The organism is Streptomyces sp. CB02400 (assembly GCF_001905725.1).
GTDB classification, from domain to species: Bacteria; Actinomycetota; Actinomycetes; order Streptomycetales; family Streptomycetaceae; genus Streptomyces; species Streptomyces atrovirens.
This window is the reverse complement of sequence record NZ_LIWB01000001.1, coordinates 286,941-305,997: the sequence shown is the minus strand read 5'-3', so window position 1 is coordinate 305,997 and position 19,057 is coordinate 286,941. Positions and strand designations below refer to the sequence as shown.

Annotated in this window: 15 protein-coding genes; 7 read left to right on the top strand and 8 right to left on the bottom strand. The window is 72.3% G+C overall.

Translation table 11 applies throughout. The annotated features are described in order from the left end of the window. Nucleotides 1–34 precede the first annotated feature (34 nt). The 4 genes from AMK33_RS01240 to AMK33_RS01230 are packed head-to-tail and all read right to left on the bottom strand — an operon-like array spanning nt 35 to nt 3,007. A complete protein-coding gene (locus AMK33_RS01240) occupies nt 35–994 on the bottom strand; it encodes a phosphoglycerate dehydrogenase (RefSeq protein WP_073930785.1) in 960 nt (319 codons plus the stop codon). After that, nucleotides 991–1,770: an HpcH/HpaI aldolase family protein gene (locus AMK33_RS01235; RefSeq protein ID WP_073930784.1), complete on the bottom strand. Its 780-nt coding sequence runs from the start codon at nt 1,768–1,770 to the stop codon at nt 991–993. Before AMK33_RS01235 ends, AMK33_RS01240 begins: the two co-directional genes overlap by 4 nt. Nucleotides 1,771–1,802: 32 nt before the next feature. Beyond that, nucleotides 1,803–1,937 carry a hypothetical protein gene (locus AMK33_RS44645; protein ID WP_268817345.1) on the bottom strand — a complete coding sequence of 45 codons (135 nt, stop codon included), beginning with the start codon at nt 1,935–1,937 and terminating at the stop codon, nt 1,803–1,805. Nucleotides 1,938–1,969: 32 nt separating this feature from the next. Beyond that, nucleotides 1,970–3,007, bottom strand: a complete 1,038-nt coding sequence (locus AMK33_RS01230) for an aldo/keto reductase (protein ID WP_073930783.1) — start codon at nt 3,005–3,007, stop codon at nt 1,970–1,972. Between the two features lie 155 nt (nt 3,008–3,162). Between AMK33_RS01230 and AMK33_RS43490 the strand changes: the two genes are divergently transcribed. From AMK33_RS43490 to AMK33_RS01215, 3 genes are read left to right on the top strand one after another with little or no spacing between them, the layout of a single operon-like run. Continuing rightward, complete coding sequence (locus AMK33_RS43490) at nt 3,163–4,749, top strand: four-carbon acid sugar kinase family protein (protein WP_073930782.1); 1,587 nt, start codon at nt 3,163–3,165, stop codon at nt 4,747–4,749. Continuing rightward, nucleotides 4,746–5,750, top strand: coding sequence for a 4-hydroxythreonine-4-phosphate dehydrogenase PdxA (gene pdxA / locus AMK33_RS01220; RefSeq protein WP_073930781.1), 1,005 nt, complete (start codon nt 4,746–4,748; stop codon nt 5,748–5,750). Before AMK33_RS43490 ends, pdxA begins: the two co-directional genes overlap by 4 nt. A gap of 25 nt (nt 5,751–5,775) precedes the next feature. Then, nucleotides 5,776–6,579, top strand: coding sequence for a DeoR/GlpR family DNA-binding transcription regulator (locus AMK33_RS01215; protein ID WP_073930780.1), 804 nt, complete (start codon nt 5,776–5,778; stop codon nt 6,577–6,579). A 270-nt stretch (nt 6,580–6,849) separates the two neighbouring features. Here the strand turns inward: AMK33_RS01215 and AMK33_RS01210 are convergent, their stop codons facing one another. Next, nucleotides 6,850–7,524 carry a MerR family transcriptional regulator gene (locus AMK33_RS01210; protein WP_073930779.1) on the bottom strand — a complete coding sequence of 225 codons (675 nt, stop codon included), beginning with the start codon at nt 7,522–7,524 and terminating at the stop codon, nt 6,850–6,852. A 102-nt stretch (nt 7,525–7,626) separates the two neighbouring features. On the opposite strand from AMK33_RS01210, the gene AMK33_RS01205 reads away from it, so the two are divergent. Beyond that, nucleotides 7,627–9,066, top strand: coding sequence for an MFS transporter (locus AMK33_RS01205; protein WP_073930778.1), 1,440 nt, complete (start codon nt 7,627–7,629; stop codon nt 9,064–9,066). A gap of 85 nt (nt 9,067–9,151) precedes the next feature. Here the strand turns inward: AMK33_RS01205 and AMK33_RS01200 are convergent, their stop codons facing one another. Further along, nucleotides 9,152–10,444, bottom strand: coding sequence for a cellulase family glycosylhydrolase (locus AMK33_RS01200; RefSeq protein ID WP_073930777.1), 1,293 nt, complete (start codon nt 10,442–10,444; stop codon nt 9,152–9,154). Between the two features lie 391 nt (nt 10,445–10,835). Between AMK33_RS01200 and manA the strand changes: the two genes are divergently transcribed. Both manA and AMK33_RS01190 read left to right on the top strand, forming a co-directional pair. After that, the gene (gene manA / locus AMK33_RS01195; protein WP_073930776.1) at nt 10,836–12,059 is read left to right on the top strand and encodes a mannose-6-phosphate isomerase, class I; all 1,224 of its coding nucleotides are present in this window, start codon (nt 10,836–10,838) and stop codon (nt 12,057–12,059) included. 164 nt (nt 12,060–12,223) lie between these two features. Then, nucleotides 12,224–13,180 (top strand): ROK family protein, encoded by a 957-nt coding sequence (locus tag AMK33_RS01190; RefSeq protein ID WP_235617939.1) that lies wholly within the window; start codon nt 12,224–12,226, stop codon nt 13,178–13,180. A gap of 589 nt (nt 13,181–13,769) precedes the next feature. Here AMK33_RS01190 and AMK33_RS01185 read toward each other — a convergent pair. Together AMK33_RS01185 and AMK33_RS01180 are read right to left on the bottom strand one after the other, a co-directional pair. After that, entirely contained in the window at nt 13,770–14,798 is a 1,029-nt protein-coding gene (locus tag AMK33_RS01185; RefSeq protein WP_073930775.1) for a LacI family DNA-binding transcriptional regulator, read from the bottom strand. Beyond that, nucleotides 14,795–17,335 (bottom strand): glycoside hydrolase family 2 protein, encoded by a 2,541-nt coding sequence (locus AMK33_RS01180; protein ID WP_073930774.1) that lies wholly within the window; start codon nt 17,333–17,335, stop codon nt 14,795–14,797. The genes AMK33_RS01185 and AMK33_RS01180 overlap by 4 nt, the downstream gene beginning before the upstream one ends. A 263-nt stretch (nt 17,336–17,598) precedes the next feature. Here AMK33_RS01180 and AMK33_RS01175 point away from each other — a divergent pair, with 263 nt between their 5' ends. Beyond that, complete coding sequence (locus AMK33_RS01175; protein ID WP_073930773.1) at nt 17,599–18,924, top strand: ABC transporter substrate-binding protein; 1,326 nt, start codon at nt 17,599–17,601, stop codon at nt 18,922–18,924. Nucleotides 18,925–19,057 lie beyond the last annotated feature (133 nt).

Sequence of the window (19,057 nt, the reverse complement as noted above, 5' to 3'; positions counted from 1 at the left end):
GCATGGGGGGTGACGTGGTGGGTCGGCGGCGGGGTCAGCCGGCCGCGTGGCGCGGAGGTTCGCCGGCGAGGACACGGAGTACGTCCTCGGCGACCATCAGGCCCATCGCGCGGTTGGCCTCCGGGGTGCAGGCGGCCATGTGGGAGGTGAGGGTGAGCCGGGGCGCCGTGCGCAGGACGTGGCCGGCCGGGAGGGGTTCGACGGCGAAGGCGTCGAGCGCGGCGGCGGCCAGGTGCCCGGAGTGCAGGGCCTCGGCGAGCGCGGTGTCGTCGACGAGGCCGCCGCGGGCGGCGTTGACGAGGATCGCGCCGGGTTTCATGGCACCGAGGCGGGCGGCGTCCAGGAGCGGGGCGCCGGCGGGCGGGAGGTGCAGGGTGACCACGTCGGCGCGGGCGAGGAGCGCGTCGAGGGTGACGGGTTCGGCGTCCGCCGCGGTCACCGCGTCGTCGGGGACGTACGGGTCGTGGGCGAGGACGCTCATCCCGAAGGCGCGCGCGTAGCCGGCGACGAGCCGCCCGATGCGCCCGAAGCCGACGACGCCGAGGGTCCTGCCGTGCAGTTCGGGGCCGAAGAGCTTGGGCCAGCCGCCCTCGGTGACGGAGGTGTGGGAGGCGCTGATCCGGCGGGCGGCGTCGAGGACGAGGCCGAAGGTGTACTCGGCGACGGCCCGGGAGTTGGAGCCGGGCGCGCAGACGACGGGGATGCCGCGGTCGCGGGCGGCGGCGACGTCGATGGTGTCGGTGCCGACGCCGTGCTTGGCGATGACCCTCAGCCGCGGGGCGGCGTCCATGACCTCGGCGGTGACCGGGTCCATGCCGGCGACGAGCGCGTCGGCGCCGGATATCCGGGCGAGCAGTTCGTCGTACGGCAGGGCGCGGTCGTCGTACGGGCGGACCGGGCCGGCGCCGCCGTCGGCGAGGAGGGTCCAGGGGTCGGGCGAGTGGCGGGCGAAGGTGGGCGTGGTGATGAGGGTGGTGCGGGTGGATGTGCTCATGCCCGGCTGCCCTTCCGCGCCGCGTCCAGGTGGGTGGCGGCGATCTGCTGGAGGTGGACCACGTCGGCGGCGACGGACGCGAAGGTGAAGCCCTCGTCGAGCCGGCGGGCGGCGCTCGCGCCGTCGCCGTTGTGGATGCCGGCGGCGATACCGGCGGCCTCGGCGGCCTTGCGGATCCGGGTGAGGGCCTGCTCGAACCCGTCGGCGACGCCGGGGTCCGTGGAGGTCCGGCCGCCGATGGCCAGGCGCAGGTCGGAGGGGCCGACGTAGATGCCGTCGAGTCCGGGGGTGGCGCAGATCTCCTCGACGTTGGCGAGTCCGTCGGCGGTCTCGATCATGGCGAGGACGGCGGTCTGCTCGTGGGTGTCGGCCGGGTCGGGGCCGATGCGCAGCTGGGCGCGCATGGGGCCGTAGGAGCGGCGGCCGTGCGGCGGGTAGCGCACGGCGGCGACCGCGTCGGCGGCGTCCCGCGCGGTGTCGACGAGCGGCACGATGACGGCGGCGGCGCCCGCGTCGAGCGCGCGGCCGATGTACGTCGGGTCGTTGGCCTCGACGCGGACCATGCCGACGGCGGTGGAGCCGCGGGTGTCGGTGGCGATGAGGTTGTTCAGCAGGCCCTGGTAACCGAAGAGGCCGTGCTGGGCGTCGAAGGCCAGGTAGTCGTAACCGAGCCGGGCGAGACGCTCGGCGGCGACGGGCGAGTCGAGCAGCGACCAGTAGCCGATGAGGGGGCGGCGGTCGCGCAGGGCGGCGGTGAAGTGCGCGGCGGTGGTCATGAGAGGGCTCCGGACTGGTGGGGCGGCTGCGGTCAGTGGTTGCAGGCGGGCATCGGGCCGCGCCGGGCGGAGCCGACGGCGTCACAGGCGGCGGTCACGTCCTCGGGCAGCGGGCCGGCCTGGGCGGCGGCGGAGTGCGCGGCGGCGGAGTGCGCGGCGGCGGTCATGAGAGGGCTCCGGACTGCTGAGCCGGGTGCGGTCAGCGGTTGTAGGCGGGCATCGGGCCGCGCAGGGCGGAGCCGACGGCGTCACAGGCGGCGGTCACGTCCTCGGGCAGCGGGCCGGCCTGGGCGGCGGCGATGTTGGCCCGCAGGTGTTCCGGCCGGGAGCCGCCGAGCAGGAGGGCGTCGGTGGAGGGGCGGTCCAGCAGCCAGCGCAGGGCGAGTTCGGTGAGCGGGAGGCCGGCCCCGTCGGCGATCGCGGTGAGCTGTGCGACGGCGGCGAAGAGGTCCTCGTTCCAGTAGCGCTCCCGGTACATCGCGGCGAGCTTGGAGTCGCCGAAGCGGCCGGTGGCGGGGTCGGCCTCGAAACGGTGCCGGCCGGTGAGGAGGCCGCCGCCGAGCGGGTTGTAGACCACGGTGCGCAGACCGCTCACCGCCGCGTACTCGACGTACTCCTCCTCGATCCGGCGGGCGAGGAGGTTGTGCAGCTGCTGCGCGACGACCGGGCGCGGGGCGCCGACCTCGTCGGCGGTGCGGGTCAGCTCGGCGATCTGCCAGGCGGCGAAGTTGGACACGCCGAGCGCGCGGATCTTCCCCTCCGCGACGAACTCGGCCACGGCTTCGAGGGTCTCCGCGAGCGGCGTACGGCGGTCCGGCTGGTGCAGGTAGAAGAGGTCGACGTGGTCGGTGCCGAGCCGCTTGAGGCTGCCGTCGAGGGCGGCCCGCAGACCGGCCGGGGAGAGCGGTGCGTGCTCGCCCTGGTCGGGGTGCGGGATGCCGGCCTTGGTGGCGAGCACGATCCGGTCCCGGCGTCCGGGCAGCAGGTCGGCGAGGATCCGCTCGCTCTCGCCGCCCGCGTAGCCGTTGGCCGTGTCCACGCCGGTGAGGCCGGCGTCGAGGGCGGTGTCCAGCATGGCGGCGGCGCCCGCGCGGTCGACGGTGTCGCCGAACGTCATGGTGCCCAGGACCAGACGGGAGAGCGGTAGGGGGACGAGCGGGAGCTCGATTCCCTGTGGGCTTCCCTGCGCGCTTCCCTGGGGGCTTCCGTGCGGGCCGGGGCGGGTGCCGGTGCTCACGAGCGGTTCCTTCCGGTGCGGGACGGTGGCTTCTCGGTGGGTGAACGCTCGCATGACTGCGCGTTATGCGCAAGAGTCTCGCGCGAATCGCGCAAGCTATGCCATCATCAGGGCACTGCGATACCGAGTTCACCGAGTTCTTGGAGGAGGTCCGCGTGTGCCGTGGGGACGACACCGCGGTCGTCGCGCTCGCCGACGACCTGTCGGGGGCGGCGGAGGCCGCCGCGCTGCTACGGCTGCCCGCGCGGCTCGTGCTGCACGCCGACGACCTGGGAGTATCCGGTGCCGACGGGGAGGCCGTGGTGGTGGACCTCGACTCGCGGTACCTGGACGACGAGGCGGCGGCCGATGCCGTACGGGCCGCGGTGGACGCGGTGGGGACGGCGACGGGGCGGGCCCCGGCCGGTGCCCGCACGGACACGGACACCACGGCTTCACGCGCGTTTCGCGCACTCAATTCCCGCGAGTCGTACGGCAGTCCGCTCTGGTTCAAGAAGTGCGACTCGCTGCTGCGCGGGCCGGTCGGCGCGGAGGCCGTCGCCTTCGCGGAAGGGGCCGAGGTCCTGGTGATCGCGACGGCCCTGCCCGCCGCACGGCGCGTGGTGCGCGGCGGCGTGGTGCTGGTCGACGGGGTGCCGCTGCACGAGTGCGCCGCCTGGCGCGCGGAGGAACGCGCCGCGCCGCGGTCCGTCGCCGAGGCGCTGGCACCGCTGCCGACCGCGGACGTACCGCTGGAGACCGTACGGCAGGGCCCCATCGCGCTGGCCGGCCGCTTCCGGGAGCTGACGGTCCGCGGACGGCATCCGGTCTGCGACGCGGAGACCGACACCGACCTGACGGTGATCACCACCGCGGCGGCACTCCTCGGCCCGGGCGCCCGCCTCCTGGGCAGCGGCGGCCTGGCGGCCGCTCTCGGCCGCCGGCTCGCCGCGCGGCGCGCACACGGGCCGTCGGCGGAAACCGGACCCACGGCCGCTCGGCCGAAGGCGACCGAACCGTTCGCGACGCGGCCGACGGGACCACCGATGGCAGTCCGGTCGGCGGGACCGGCAGCGGCGGTCGCCCCTGGGGCGCCGTCGACGTCGGCCGGACCGATGGCGGCTTCGGTGTCGGCGACGCCGTCGGGGGACGCCGAGCCGGCGTCACACCCGTCGACGGCGGCCGAGCCCGCGGTGACCGGAGCGGCCATCCCGGCGGTCCCGGTCGAGGCTTCCGCCCGGCCGGCTGTCGAGGACGGGAGGTCGGGGGGAGCCGGGGGCGTCGCGCGGCCCCTGCTCGTCGTCGCCGGGAGTGCGGAGCCCGTGGTGGCCGAGCAGATCGGGCGGCTGGTCGCGGCCGGGGCCCGGCATCTGCCGCTGAAGCCCGAGGAGTTGGCCGGGGCGGAGGGCGTCGTGCTGCCCGAACTCGCCACCGGGACGGTGACCGTACTGTCCGTCGACGGGTCCGACGGCGTCCGGCCCGGTGCGGCACGCGCGGTCGTGGCCGGACTGGCGCGGGCCGTCTCCGCGCTGCCGGGACGCCCTGACCTCGTCCTGACCGGCGGCGAGACGGCCCGCCGGGTGCTCGACTCGCTCGGTGTCACGACGCTCCGGCCCGTCGGCGAGATCCACCACGGTGCCGTGCACTGCAGGACCGACGACGGCCGGTCGGTCGTCACCCGCCCCGGGAGCTTCGGCGGCCCGGACTCGTTCGTCCATATCGCGGCGGCACTCCGCCCCTCTCAGCAAGGAGCCACCCTGTGAACGCGCAGCAGCCCCTCCCCCTCATCGGTGTCACCATGGGCGACGGCGCCGGTATCGGGCCCGAGGTGATCGTGCCCGCGGTGCTGGACGCCGCGACGCTGGACCGGTGCCGGCCGGTGGTGATCGGCGACGCCGCCCGGCTGCGGGAAGCGGCCCGGATCCTCGGCACCGAGTGCGAGATCGTGACCGTACCGACGCCGGCGGCGGCCGAGTCCGCACCGGGCCGGATCAATGTCGTGGACCTGGGACTGCTCCCCGCCGGCCTGCCCTGGGGCGCACTGTCCGCCGCCGCCGGCAACGCCGCGTACGAGTACGTCAAGCGGGCCGCGGAACTGGCCCTCGCCGGTGAGATCGACGGCATCTGCACCGCCCCCCTCAACAAGGAGGCGCTGCACGCCGCCGGGCACGTCTACCCCGGACACACCGAACTGCTCGCCCACTTCACCGGGGTGGAGGAGGTGTCGATGATGCTCTCCACCGAGAAGGTGAAGGTCATCCACGTCACCACCCACATCGGTCTCATCGACGCCGTCAACCGGATCGAGCCCGGCCTGGTCGAGAGGACCGTGCGCCGCGGCCACGAGGCCATGGTCCGGGCGGGGGTGGCCTCACCCGTCATCGGCGTCTGCGGCATCAACCCGCACGCCGGCGAGAACGGCCTGTTCGGCTACGGCGAGGAGGAGGAGAAGATCGTCCCCGCGCTGGAGAAGGTGCGCCGCGACGGCATCGACGCGCGCGGCCCGCTGCCCGCCGACACCGCGTTCTTCCTGGCCTCGCGGGGCGACTACGACCTGATCGTGGCGATGTACCACGACCAGGGCCACGGCCCGGTCAAGGTGCTCGGCATCGAGGCGGGCGTCAACCTCACCGTCGGTCTCCCGGTGATCCGCACCTCCGTCGACCACGGCACGGCCTTCGACATCGCCGGTACGGGGAAGGCCGAGGCCGGTAGCATGATCGAGGCGCTGCGGCAGGCCGCCGAGATGTCCACCGCCCGCTGAATCCACGTACCGCGAAGGACACTTGATGCCGCCCAACGGATCCCAGGCTCGGCGCGAGGAGATCCTGCGACTCGCCACCACCACCGGCCTGGCCAGTGTCGAGGAGCTGTCCCGGCACTTCGGCGTGACCGCCTCCACCATCCGCCGCGACCTCGCCCGGCTCACCGCCGACGGCCGGCTGGCCCGCACCTACGGCGGGGCGATGGCGCTGAACGCGCACCCGGAGGCGTCGCTGCGCCAGCGCACCACGGAGGCGTACGAGCAGAAGCGGGCCATCGCCCGGTGGGCGGCGGCGCAGATCCAGCCCGGCGAGACCGTGCTGCTGGACGCCGGTTCGACGGTCGGGGCGCTGGCGCACGAGCTGCGTACGGCGCAGGACCTCACCGTCGCCACGACCGGTCTGACCGCGCTGCACGAGCTGGCGGACGTCGAGTCCGTTCACGTGGAGTGTCTGGGCGGGACGTTGCGCCCGCTCAGCCAGGCTTTCGTCGGGCCGCTGACGGAGGCGGCGCTGGAGCGGATGACGTTCGACCGGGTCTTCCTGTCCGCGGACGGGGTGACCGCGGACGGGGGGATCTGCGAGGCGGACCTGCGGCAGACGCGGCTGAAGGAGCTGATGGCTCGGCGGGCCGCCCGGACGTATGTGCTGGCGCACGCGGCGAAGTTGGGGCGGGCGCCGTTCCACGCGTGGGCCACGTTGCCGCAGGGATGGACGTTGGTCACGGACACCTCGGCGGCGGAAGCGGATGTGGCGGCGTTCGTCGAGCGCGGTACACGGGTGGTGCTGGCGGAGGTGCTGGAGGAGCCGGCACCGCCGCAAGAGGGCTGAGCAGCGGCACCGGGGGACTCTGTGCCGGTGTGGGGCGAGGGGGTGTTTGCGCGGCCCGACGCTTGCGGGGTGCCTCCCCCGCTCTCGGCTTCTCCCCCATGAGCGGGAGGGACCCCCACCACCCACCCGTGCCGCCCTGGGGGTACCTCCCAGGCCTTCAAGGCACTGGGAGAGGCACGACTGCCCGCGGGAACAGCAGTGGGTGACGGCCTGCCGGGGCTCCTCAGCCGGCGGAGGCCAGGCGTCGGCCACGGCCTCGCCCGGCCTCCGTCACTCCTCCTCCCCCTCCTCCGAGCCCCCGCCGAACAGGCGGGCCGACTTGTCCTCCTGGGCGAGGCGGCGCATGGCCAGCAGGGCCGGTTCCAGGAGGACCGAGACCAGAACCGCGCGTTCGGCCAGCTCCAGCACGCCGGACACGCCTTCCATCTGCTGGACGTCCAGCTCCGAGATACGGTCCGCCAGCCGCGCATAGGGCAGCAGGGACCGCCAGTCGATGCCCGAGTCCATGTCCGACAGGGCGTCCAGGACCTCACCGAGGCTCCGTATGGCGGCGGTGCCGGAGTGCACCTCCCAGCCCATCGCGGCGACCAGCTCGCGCGCGTCGGTGACACCGCCCGTCTCCTCGCCCGCCTCCTGCCTCTCCCGCTCCCGCGCCTGTTTCTGCTGCTGGGTGACGGGGCGGGCGTCGGTCACGATGCCGAAGATCTGGTGCAGATCGCCGTCCTGCTCCGTGACGGCACCCAGGATCTCCTTCACCGCCCCCACCGGCAGCCGCCGTACGCCGACCAGCGTGCGGACGAGACGGAGGCGGCGCAGGTGTTCCTCGCCGTAGTCGGCCTGGTTGGCGGCCGTCGCCCGGCCCGGGGGCAGCAGACCGTCCCGTAGGTAGTACTTGATCGTGGGGATGGAGACGCCGCTGCGGCGGCTGAGTTCCGAGATTTTCACAGATCCTCGCTCACTCACTGGATAACGGATAATGGATCGCACTACTATCCATCACAGGTCGAGCCGGTCGGCTCACCCTTCCCATGTGACGGGGGTATTGTCATGAGCACTCTCAAAAGACCGTTATGGTTGGTCATCCTCGCATGCAGTCTGCCGATGTTCATGGTCGCGCTCGACAACCTGGTGGTGACGACCGCGCTGCGGACCATGGCCGTCGACCTCGACGCGTCCACCGAGGACCTGCAGTGGTTCGTCAACGCCTACGTCCTCAGCTTCGCCTGTCTGTTGCTGACCGGGGCGGCGCTGGGTGACCGGTTCGGCCGGCGCCGGGTCTTCGTGACCGGCATCGCGCTGTTCACCCTGGCCTCGATCGGCTGCGGCCTCGCCGACAGCAGCGGACAGCTCATCCTCATGCGGGCACTGCAGGGTATCGGCGCCTCGGCCGTGATGCCGCTGTCGCTGACGCTGCTCGCGGAGGAGGTCCCGGACGAGAAGCGCGGCCTGGCCCTCGGACTGTGGTCCGCGGTCAGCGGCACGGCCGTGGCGTTCGGGCCCGTGGTGGGCGGTGCGGTGGTCGACGGCCTGGACTGGCAGTGGATCTTCTGGATCAACGTCCCGGTGTGCCTGGTGGCGGTCCCGCTGGTGCTGTCCGTGCTCCGGGAGAGTTCCCTGGCCGGCACCCGGCTCGACCTGCCCGGCATGCTCCTCGCCACGGCGGGACTCCTCGCGACCGTCTGGGCGATCGTGAACGGAGAGGAGGAGGGCTGGGGTTCGGGCCCCGTCCTGTCGGCGTTCACCGGCGGAGCCGTCCTGCTGACCCTGTTCGTGCTGTGGGAGCGCCGGGCGGCCCAGCCGCTGCTTCCGCTCTCCTTCTACCGCGAGCGGGCCTTCGTCCTCTCCAACCTGGTCTCCGCGAGCATGTACTTCGGCGTCTTCGGGTCGATCTTCCTGCTGGCGCAGTTCTTCCAGGTCGCGCCCGTCCGCACCCCGCTGGAGGCCGGTGTGCTCACGCTGGCCTGGACCCTGATGCCGATGTTCGTCGCGCCGGTCGCCGGTGCCCTGACCGACAAGGTGGGCGGCGGACGCCTGATGGCCCTCGGCCTCTTCCTCCAGGCGGCCGGGCTGGCCTGGATCAACCTGGTGGCCACGTCGGACACCCCGTACTCGCGCATGGCCGGCGCCATGGTCGTCGCGGGCGTCGGCATGGGCCTCGTCTTCGCACCGACGGCGGCGGTGGTACTGGGCGCGGTCGGGCCGCGGCACCGCGGCAAGGCGTCCGGCGCCAACAGCACCGTCCGCGAGATCGGCGGCGCCCTCGGCACCGCCATCCTGAGCAGCGTCTTCATGCGCTACGGCGACGACCGCACCGCACAGGGGTTCGTGGACGGCATGCGCCCCGGCATCTGGATCGGCGTCGCCGTGGTCCTCGCGGGCGCCCTGTGCGCCCTCGCCATCCCCCGCCCCGACGCCACCGCCCCGACGGCTCCCGCGTCCGAGGACCACGAAGAACCCGACCGGGCCCCCAGCCCGGCGACCCGCTGAATGCCGCCGGGCACGGTGGAGCACGACCGTGACGGCCCCGGCCCCTGGTGGGGCCGGGGCCGTCACGGATCTCGGTGACCGTCTCTCAGTAGTCGGCGGAGCTGCCGCGGACGACACAGGACCGGCTGTTCTCCCAGCCCCAGCCGTCGCCATCGGGGTCGGAGGAGCTGCCGTTCACGCAGTACGGGTAGCCGTTCGGAGCCGTGCCCGCGGAGCCGGTGTCCGCCGCGCTGCCGCGGACGACGCAGGAGCGGCTGTTCTCCCAGCCCCAGCCGTCACCGTCCGGGTCCGACGAACTGCCGTTCACGCAGTACGGGTAGCCGTTCGGAGCCGTGCCCCCGTCGCTGCCCCCGTCGTCCCCGCCGCCGTAAATGGTGGCCCGCTCGGAGGTGGCCGCGATGCCGTTGCTGCCGTTGAAGAAGCGGTTGCCCCAGCTCGTGAGGGAGTCGGCGTCGAAGCCGTTGACCATGTCGAGGTACTCGACGCCGCTGCCGTTGCCGCTCCAGGACCAGCCCATGTAGCCGACGCCCAGGGACTCCGCGGTCGCCATGATCGCGTCCTCGTCCGGGTTGCCGTCGCTGTGCTGGTCGCCGAACTCGCCCACGACGATGGGCAGTCCGTTGTCGACGAAGTGGTTCAGGTAGCCCTGGACCTCTGCGGCGGTGTCGTAGACGCCGTACATGTGGATCGAGAAGATGGTGTTGCGGTCGGGGTCGGAGGCGAAGACCGAGGCCGCGTTGTCCCGCATGGTGTGGGACCAGTCCTGGCCCCAGTTGGGGGCGTCGACCATCAGGGCGTGGTTGATGCCGGCGCCTCGGAGCTTGCCGATGGCCGCCTTGGTGGCGTCGGTCCAGGCGGCGTAGCCGGTGTTGCCGAACGGCTCGTTGCCGATGTTGACGACGACGTAGTCCTCCTGGCCCTGCAGCGCGCTCTTCACGCCGATCCAGTAGTCGGCCGCCTGGTCCAGGGACGCTGCGGCGCCGTCCTCGCCGTAGCCGGTGGTGTCGTGCACCTCCAGGACGCAGATGACCTTGTTCGCCTTGCACTGGTCGATGATCGTGGAGACCTGGGACGCGGTCGTCTCGGTCCAGCGGTCGCCGCTGCCGAGAACGACGCGGACGGTGTTGGCGCCCTTGGCCGCGATGTCGGCGATGGAGGTGGTCTGCTCCGGGTACCAGGTGTAGGCGTGGTTGACGCCGCGCATCACGAACTCGTTGCCGTTCGACTCGTACACGCGTCCGTCGTCGACGCGGAGACCGGTGGGCGCGGCCTCCGCGTCGCCGACGGAGGGGCCCAGGACCGGGACCAGCAGGCCGGCGACGGCGGCGAAGGCCGTGCCTGCGACGGTGCGCAGCAGGCGTCCGGGTTGCTTTGCCATGTTGCTCCTCAAGTGGGGTTGGAACACGACGACACCTTCCGTCTGACGCCGCCCGACCCTTTGACAACGTTGTCCAGTCAAGGGACCGGTCCCGTACGGCAGTCGACGGGGTGATGGCGGCACCGGCGTCGTGGTGCGGGCCACGGACCGGTCGCCGTTCCCTATGAGAGCACCCAATGTTTCGGTCATGTCAATAGAGGCGTCAACATTTTCGGTGCCGATACACGCCACGGAGACGCGATTCACTAAACCGGTTGCTAAACTTGGGAAATTTTCACCCCGACTGTTGTGGGGCATGTTTCATGCCATCTATGTTCTTGCCGGACCGGCACCGCGAATCAGCAGCTCATGACTTTTGCTATACCGGTTTACTTACGGATATCGTACGGCCGTGGATCTCATCCGACCGATCATCAAGCCGTATGCCTGGGGCTCGCGCGAGGCGCTGGCCCGGCTCCAAGGGCGGAGCGTTCCCTCGGCCGGGCCCGAGGCGGAGCTGTGGATGGGCGCCCATCCCGCCGGGCCCGCCGACCTGACCCGGGACGGCCGCGCGACGACCCTGCACGAGGTGGTCGCGGCAGCCCCGGAGCGCGAGCTCGGCGGCGAGTGCGCCCGCCGGTTCGGCGGGCGGCTGCCCTTCCTGCTGAAGGTGCTGGCCGCCGAACAGCCGCTGTCCATCCAGGTGCACCCCGACCGTGAGCAGGCCCGGACGGCGTTCGGCGCGCAACTCGGCGCCGGTGACGGGCAGGGGACGTACGCGGACGACTGGCCGAAGCCGGAACTGCTCTACGCGCTGACCCGCTTCGAGGTCCTCGCCGGTTTCCGTGAACGTGACGAGGCCGTGGCCGTGTTCGACGGGCTCGGCCTGGCGGACGTACGCCCGGTCACCGACATTCTGCGCGCCGGTGACGGCGCCACGGCGCTGACCGAGGCCCTGCGGACCGTGCTCGAGGCCGGGCACGACGACTCCGGGCGCGGCGACTCCGGGCTGGTGCCGGCCGTCGTGGCGGCGTGCGGGCGGCAGGCGCGGGTCCCCGGCCCGTACGCGGCCGCGTACGACGCGGTGGTCCGGATGGCCGGGCACCATCCCGGCGATCCCGGCCTCGTCGCCTCCCTGCTCATGCGGCACCGGGTGCTGGAGCCGGGGACCGCGCTGTTCATGCCGGCCGGCGGACTGCACGCCTACCTGAAGGGCGTCGGCGTGGAACTCATGGCCGCCTCCGACAACGTGCTGCGCGCGGGGCTCACCACGAAGGAGGTGAACATCCCCGAACTGCTGCGCGTCACCGATCCCGCGGTGCGCGTGCCGGTGGTGCGGCCGAGCGGTGTCCCCGGCTCGCGTACACGGGTGTACGCCTGCCCGGTGGAGGAGTTCGCCCTGTACCGGACCGAGCTGGGCGGCCCGCCGGAGCCCGTCGTGCCGTCGTCGGGTCCCCGCGTCGTGCTGTGCGTGGACGGCTCGGCGCTGCTGCGCGGGCCGGGAGGTGACGAGCTGTCACTGGGGCCGGGCGCGTCGTGCTTCCTGTCCGACTCCGATCAGGACGTCACGGCGCAGGGCGACGGAACGCTGTTCGTGGCCGGCGCCGGAGCCGGAGCCGGTGCCGCCCACCGGTAGCCGGCTTCTCGCGCCACGGCCCGTACGGACGGGCCCGCAGGAGGGCAGCACGGCGCGAACTCACTTGGGAACAAAGGAAGACAACGTTGTCCATCATCACTCCCGACCGGGCCGCACCTCAGGTGGGCCGCGCCCCGACATCGACCGGAAGGAAGAGCTCACAGGTGTACGCCGCGCTGGACATCGGAGGCACGAAGATCGCGGGAGCCCTGATCGACGAGGAGGGGTCCGTCGTCCGGCGCGCCGAACTGCCCACACCCGCACGCGAGTCGACGTCCCGGATGGCGGGGACGGTCGACGCGGTCATCGACGAACTGGCCGCACACCCGGCCTGGGGCACGGTGTCCGGTCTGGGCATCGCCAGCGCCGGGCCCGTCGACACGGCGGCGGGCACCGTCAGTCCCGTGAACATACCGAGTTGGCGGGCGTTTCCGCTGGTGGACAGCGTACGCGCGCATCCGATGCTGTTCGACGGCATCGAGCCGGTGCTGCTGGGCGACGCCGTGGCGGTGGCGGCCGCCGAGCACTGGCGGGGCGCCGCGAGGGGGGTGGACAACGCCCTGTGCATGGTCGTCTCGACCGGGGTGGGCGGGGGGTTCGTCCTGAACGGCCGGCTCCACCCCGGCCCCTCCGGCAACGCCGGGCACATCGGTCACATCTCCGTCGACCTGGACGGGCCGCCCTGTGCGTGCGGGGGGCGGGGTTGTGTCGAGGGGTACGCCAGCGGCACGGCGATCGCCCGCCATGCCGTGCGGGCGGGCTGGACGCCGCCGGCCGGCGCGGAGGCGACGGCCGCCGCCGTGGCCGTCGCGGCACGTGCGGGGGACGAACGCGCTCTGGCCGCATACGACCGGTCGGCCAAGGCCCTGGCCGCCGCGATCGCCGGCAGCGCGACGCTGCTGGAGGTCGAGGTGGTCGTGATCGGCGGCGGTGTCGCTCAGGCCGGTGACGTCCTGTTCACTCCGCTGCGCCGCCATCTGAGGGCCTTCGCGGTCCTCGGCTTCACCCGCGGGCTGGAGGTCCGGCCCGCCGCACTGGCACGGGACGCCGGGCTCGTCGGGGCCGCCGCCGCGGCCCGCCGTCAGGCCCACGCGTCCGGTACCCCGACCGTCACCGGCTGAGGAGGAACAGGGGGCCGGCATCTCCCGGCTGCGGCGCTCGCTTCGCACGGAAGTGATGTCTCGGCCGGGAAAGGCGGCTGGGATGGGTCTCGTCCGGATCGGACCGGCTCCAGGAAACAGCGTCCTGCGGCTGAGCCGAGCGTGGACGATGGGGCACCACTCGTGGGCGTCCCCTCGCGTGACGAAGCGCCTGCCGGCCCCTGCGACCCCGGCGGGATCCAAACGGTTGCCGTCGACTCGGCATCCGCACACGCCCACGACAGCGCCGTACACCCGCGCGGCACGACGGTGTGCGCGCCGGGACACCGTCCTCCCCGCGGTGGACCACCGATCCCGGGCCAGCCCGCACGGAAGCAACAGGAGTACAACGTCCCCGAGACCCGTCGCCGTCGGCGCCCACACCAGCGCCGTACGCCCACACGGCTACGACGATATCCACGCCAGGGCACCATCGTCCCCCGCGGTGGACCACCGGTCCCGGGCCAGCCCGCACGGAAGCAGCAGGTGTGTTCCGTCGTGCCGCGCGGGTGAACAGCGAAAGGGGCGCGGCTCGGAATCGAGTCGCGCCCCTCCCCGTCTCCGCCTCCGCCTACCGGCGTGGAGGCGCCGTCGACCCCCGTGGTACCAGCGAGGGTGTCGACACCGGTCGGGAGGTGACTTCCTTGCCGGCGATCACGTCGAAGAGGACCCGGGCCGCCTCGGCGCCGAATCCGTGCACGTCGTGGCTCATCGCCGTCAGGGTCGGGTGCGTCAGGCGGCACAGCTGGGAGTCGTCCCAGGCCAGCAGGGACAGGTCGTCCGGTACCGAGACGCCCATCTCCGCGGCCACGCCCAGTCCGGCGACGGCCATGATGTCGTTGTCGTAGACGATCGCCGTGGGGCGGTCGGACGACAGGAGCAGCATGCGGGTCGCCCGGGCGCCCTCCTCCCCGGAGAAGCCCGTCTCGACGTGCCGGCCGCCGTTCAGGCCGAGTTCCCGCATCGTCCGCTCGAACGCGTCCGCGCGGATGGCGCTGTGGCCCAGCCCTGTGGGTCCGCCCACGCGGGTGATGCGCCGGTGGCCCAGGGCCGCCAGATAGCGCACGGCCTCGGCCACGGCGGTGGCGTCGTCGGTCCACAACGACGGGAAGCCGCCGGTGAGATCCGGATGCCCCACGCCCACGGCCGGCAGTCCGAGCTTGCGCAGCGGCGCGATCCGCGGGTCCCGCTGGTGGAAGTCGACCAGGATCGAACCGCCCACCTGGCGCTCCCGCCACCAGCGCTGCTGGAGCTGGATCTCCTCCTCCAGGGAGCCCACCAGGCGCAGCAGCAGCGAGCAGTCGCGTTCGACGAGCACGCTCTCGATGCCGGAGATGAACTCCATGTAGAAGGGCTCCAGGCCCAGCAGCCGGGCCGGCCGGCAGACGGCCAGCCCGATCGTGTCGACGGAGTTGCGCGACAGACTGCGGGCGGAGGAGTTCGGCGCCCAGCCGAGCTGGCGGGCCGCCGCGAAGATGCGGTCCCGGGTGGCCTCGGACACTCCCGGTTTGTGGTTGAACGCCAGTGACACCGCGCCCTTGGACACGCCGGCGGCCGCGGCGACGTCCTTGATGGTGACGCGTTCCGGCGGTGTGCTCACGCGGGTTCCACGCAGAACAGGGCCGCGCGCACCGCGTTGGCGCCGGTCTCCGCGGCGTTGTTCACCCGCAGCCGGACCTGCTCCCCGGGGAGCAGGGTGTGCAGTCCGGAGTCGCAGACGGCGTCCGGTCCGAGCCGGTCGGCCTGCAGGAGCAGATCGCGTACCAGGGTGTGTGCGGTGACCACGACCTCGACACTACCGCCACCGGAGCCGACCGGGGTCCCCACCGCGACGTCGTAGTGGGGGGCGGGGTAGGCGAAGTCCTTGTCGGCGACGGGGAAGTGCACAGCACGCAGGCTTCCCCCACTCTCGGCTCCTCCCCCACTCTCGGCTCCTCCCCCACTCTCGGCTCCTTCCCCACTCTCGGCTTCGCTCGAGCGGGGGGACCCCCATGAGCGGGGGGACCCCCACGCGTCCGCGACGAGGAACTCCTTCGTGGCGAGCGCGTCCGGGGCGAGCTCGCCTGGCACGGTCTGCCGGTGCACCCGGCGGGCGGGGACGGTCAGGTCGAGCCGCCGCTCCGCCACCACGGTGCCGTCCGCCCGCATGCGCCGCAGGGTCACGGAGGCGTGCCACGGCTCGGCGGACTGGTTGACCACGGTGAGCACCGGGCCGTCGGCGCCGGGCTGGAGGGTCAGCAGGCGGTCGGCGTAGACCCGGCGCAGCTCGTGGTAGAGCGGCTTGAGGCGTCCGTCGCCGTCCACGGCGGCCCAGGAGCTCACCGGCCAGCAGTCGTTGAGCTGCCAGACCACGGTGCCCGCGCACACCGGCCAGTGCGAGCGCCAGTGCTCGATCCCGGCGGCGACCGCCCGCGCCTGCACGACCTGGGTGAGGTAGTGCCAGCGGTCGAAGTCGTCCTCGGGGAGCCGGAAGTGGCGGGCGACGCCCCGGTTCAGTTTTCCGTTGCCGTCCTCGGCCTTCTGGTGGTGCAGCATGCCGGGCGAGTCCGGAGCGAGGCTTTCCCCGGGCAGCGCCCGTCGCAGGGTGGCCATCGCGGGCGGCGCCTGCCAGCCGAACTCCGCGACGAAGCGGGGCACCGAGTCGCGGTACTCGGCGTAGTCGCGGCGGTTCCACACCTCCCAGGAGTGGTGGGTGCCGTGCGCGGGGTCGTTGGGGTGGTGGTCCCAGGAGCCGGACCAGGGGCTGCCGGCGGTGTAGGGGCGGGTGGGGTCGAGTTCGGCGACGAGGCGTGGCAGCAGGTCGAGGTAGTAGCCGCCGCCCCAGGAGTCGCCGGCCAGGGCGGGCTCCCAGTCCCAGTCCCGGAAGCCCCACAGGTTCTCGTTGTTGCCGTTCCACAGGACGAGACTGGGGTGCGGCATCAGCCGGACAACGTTGTCCCGCGCCTCGGCCTCGACCTCGCCGCGCAGCGGCTGCTCCTCCGGGTAGGCGGCGCAGGCGAAGAGGAAGTCCTGCCAGACCATGAGGCCCAGCTCGTCGCAGACGTCGTAGAAGGCGTCGTCCTCGTAGATGCCGCCGCCCCAGATCCGTACCAGGTCGATGCCCGCCTCGGCGGCCTGGCGCAGCCGTGTGCGGTAGCGGTCGGGGGTGATGCGGGAGGGGAAGACGTCGTCGGGGATCCAGTTCACGCCGCGGGCGAAGACCGGTACGCCGTTGACGACGAAGGTGAAGCCGGTGCCGTGTCCGTCGGCGGAGCGGTCCAGCACCACGTCGCGGAATCCGATCCGGCGCGACCAGGAGTCGAGCTGCCGGGATTCCGTACCTCCGGTGCCCCGGGAGACGAGGGCCACCTCCAGGTCGTACAGCGGCTGCTCACCGTATCCGCGCGGCCACCACAGGTCGGGGGCGGGTACGTCGAGGGTCAGTACGGCGCTGCCCCCGGCCACCGTGCCACGGGCCTGTACGCCGCCGACCTGCGCGCTCACCTCGAGGTGGTGGTCCGTGCCCTGCTCGGTGCGTTCGATGTCGATGCGGAGTTCCACCCGGCCGGCGCCGTCGTGGACCGTGACCAGGGGGCGTACCTCTGCCAGGCGGGCCGTCGACCAGCGTTCCAGCCGGACCGGACGCCACATCCCGGCGGTGACCAGGGTCGGTCCCCAGTCCCAGCCGAAGCCGCACGCCATCTTGCGGATGTACTGGAACGGCTCGGGGTAGACGTTGGGCCGCTCCCCCGTCAGCGCCCGCACCGCCTCGGCCTCCTCGTAGGCGGAGGTGAACTCGATGCGGAGCGGGCCGTGGCGGCCGGTGACGTCGAAGCGGTACCGCCGGTGCATGTTCCGTGTGCGGCCGAGCTCGTGCCCGTCGAGCGTGATCACGGCGGCGGTGTCCAGGCCGTCGAAGACCAGGTCGGTGCGTTCGTGGCGCTCCGACGCCGTCCGGGCGGGTTCCAGGTTCCGGATGTAGGTCCAGGCGCGGCGGCCCACCCAGGCCACCTCGGACTCGTTCAGGCCGAGGTAGGGGTCCGGGATCAGGCCGGCCGTGAGCAGATCGGTGTGGACGCAGCCCGGGACCCGGGCGGGCAGCGGACCCCCGTCGTGGTCGAGGCTCCAGCCCTCGGTGAGCTGGACGGCTTCCTTCATGTGCGGCTCCTTCGGCGGGACGGCCGGTCTCGTGTCCGGCACAGGTCAACCTAACCCCCGGGAAGTAAACCGGTCTAGTCCCCCAGCCCTCAACAGAGATCCACGCGAAGTCCCAGCTAGAGGCATACGAATCCGATGTACACCTCTACGCCGCATAACGATTGAGCATCGCGACACGCTTCTGAGCTTTACCGGTTCACCTCCGGCTGACATAGTCGCCACCACCGCAGCCCGAGCCGCAATCCAATGGAGGAGTTGGGCCCATGGGGAAGAAAGCGCTGAGCGCCGCACTGCTGGCCGCCACGATGCTGACCGTTGCAGGATGCAGCGGAGCGAGCGGAAGTGCCGACCCGAACGAGACGGCCGTCGCACCACTCGACCCGGGCAGCGTTTCGGGCGACATCACGGTCCTGACCAACCGCACCGACCTGGTGCAGGACAAAACCATGGAGAAGTACGCCGCGGAGTTCAACAAGACCTACCCCGAGGTGAAGGTCGAGTTCGAGGGCATCACCGACTACGAGGGGGAGGTCAAGATCCGTATGAACACGAAGAACTACGGTGACGTCCTGCTGATCCCCTCGGCGATCTCCAAGGGCGACTACCCCGACTTCTTCGCGCCGCTGGGCAACGCCGGATCGATGAAGGACACCTACCGCTTCACCGACAAGACCGATGTCGACGGCAAGGTCTACGGCATCGCCGCCTACGGCACGGCCAACGGTTTCGTCTACAACAAGGCGCTGTGGAAGAAGGCCGGCATCACCGAGTGGCCGACCACCCCGGAGCAGTTCCTCGACGATCTGAAGGCGGTCAAGGACAAGACCGGCGCCACGCCGTACTACACCAACTTCAAGGACGGCTGGCCGCTCGCCGGCCAGTGGACCAACAGCGTCGGCTCGGTGAGCTGCGACACCCAGGCCTCCGACAAGCTCGCCGCGACGGACGAGCCCTGGGGCGAGGGCACCGATCTCAACGCCCTGGACACCCTCCTCCACGACATCGTCCACCAGAAGCTCTCCGAGAAGGACCCGAGCACCACCAACTGGGAGAGCTCCAAGACCCTCCTGGCCAAGGGCGAGATCGGCAGCATGATGCTCGGCAACTGGGCGATCGCCCAGATGCGGGACGCCGCCGAGAAGGCCGGTGAGAACCCCGACGACATCGGCTTCATGCCGGCCCCGTTCCAGCAGAACGGCCAGTTCTGCGCCACCCTGGTCTCCGACTACCAGCAGGCCGTCAACATCCACTCGGACAACAAGGCCGCGGCCCGGGCCTGGATCGACTGGTTCACCGAGAAGTCCGGCTACTCGGCGAAGGACGGCGTGGTTTCCGCGCTCCTGAAGGAGCCCCTGCCGGAGAACCTCGAGGAATACGTCGACAACGATGTCAAGATGGTGGAGCGTTCCGAGAAGCAGACGGTCCAGGTCAACGCGATCGACGACGCCGCCGAGATCGGTCTCGGCAAGCAGGACTACCGCCGCAAGCTCATCGACATCGCCCGCGGCGCCCAGGACGGCTCGCTCCAGGGTTACTTCGACGAGCTGAACGAGCGCTGGTCCGAGGCCAGGAAGACCGCCGGTTCCTGACCCGGCGCACACCGGGTCCCGGCCGGCCCTCGGCCTCTCCGACCGGACCCGGCCTTCCCGGGGGCGGCCGGGTCCCGGCCGCCCCCGGGCCAGCCCGGCCAGCCCGGCCGCCCCCCGGCCTCCCCGGCCGGGA

What these genes read in the sequence shown, in the direction of transcription:
- AMK33_RS01200 (WP_073930777.1), bottom strand. Translation starts at nt 10,444, where the DNA reads ATGGCAAAGCAACCCGGACGCCTGCTGCGCACCGTCGCAGGCACGGCC.
- AMK33_RS01215 (WP_073930780.1), top strand. Translation starts at nt 5,776, where the DNA reads ATGCCGCCCAACGGATCCCAGGCTCGGCGCGAGGAGATCCTGCGACTC.
- AMK33_RS01240 (WP_073930785.1), bottom strand. Translation starts at nt 994, where the DNA reads ATGAGCACATCCACCCGCACCACCCTCATCACCACGCCCACCTTCGCC.
- AMK33_RS01235 (WP_073930784.1), bottom strand. Translation starts at nt 1,770, where the DNA reads ATGACCACCGCCGCGCACTTCACCGCCGCCCTGCGCGACCGCCGCCCC.
- AMK33_RS01175 (WP_073930773.1), top strand. Translation starts at nt 17,599, where the DNA reads ATGGGGAAGAAAGCGCTGAGCGCCGCACTGCTGGCCGCCACGATGCTG.
- AMK33_RS01205 (WP_073930778.1), top strand. Translation starts at nt 7,627, where the DNA reads ATGAGCACTCTCAAAAGACCGTTATGGTTGGTCATCCTCGCATGCAGT.
- AMK33_RS01180 (WP_073930774.1), bottom strand. Translation starts at nt 17,335, where the DNA reads ATGAAGGAAGCCGTCCAGCTCACCGAGGGCTGGAGCCTCGACCACGAC.
- AMK33_RS44645 (WP_268817345.1), bottom strand. Translation starts at nt 1,937, where the DNA reads ATGACCGCCGCCGCGCACTCCGCCGCCGCGCACTCCGCCGCCGCCCAG.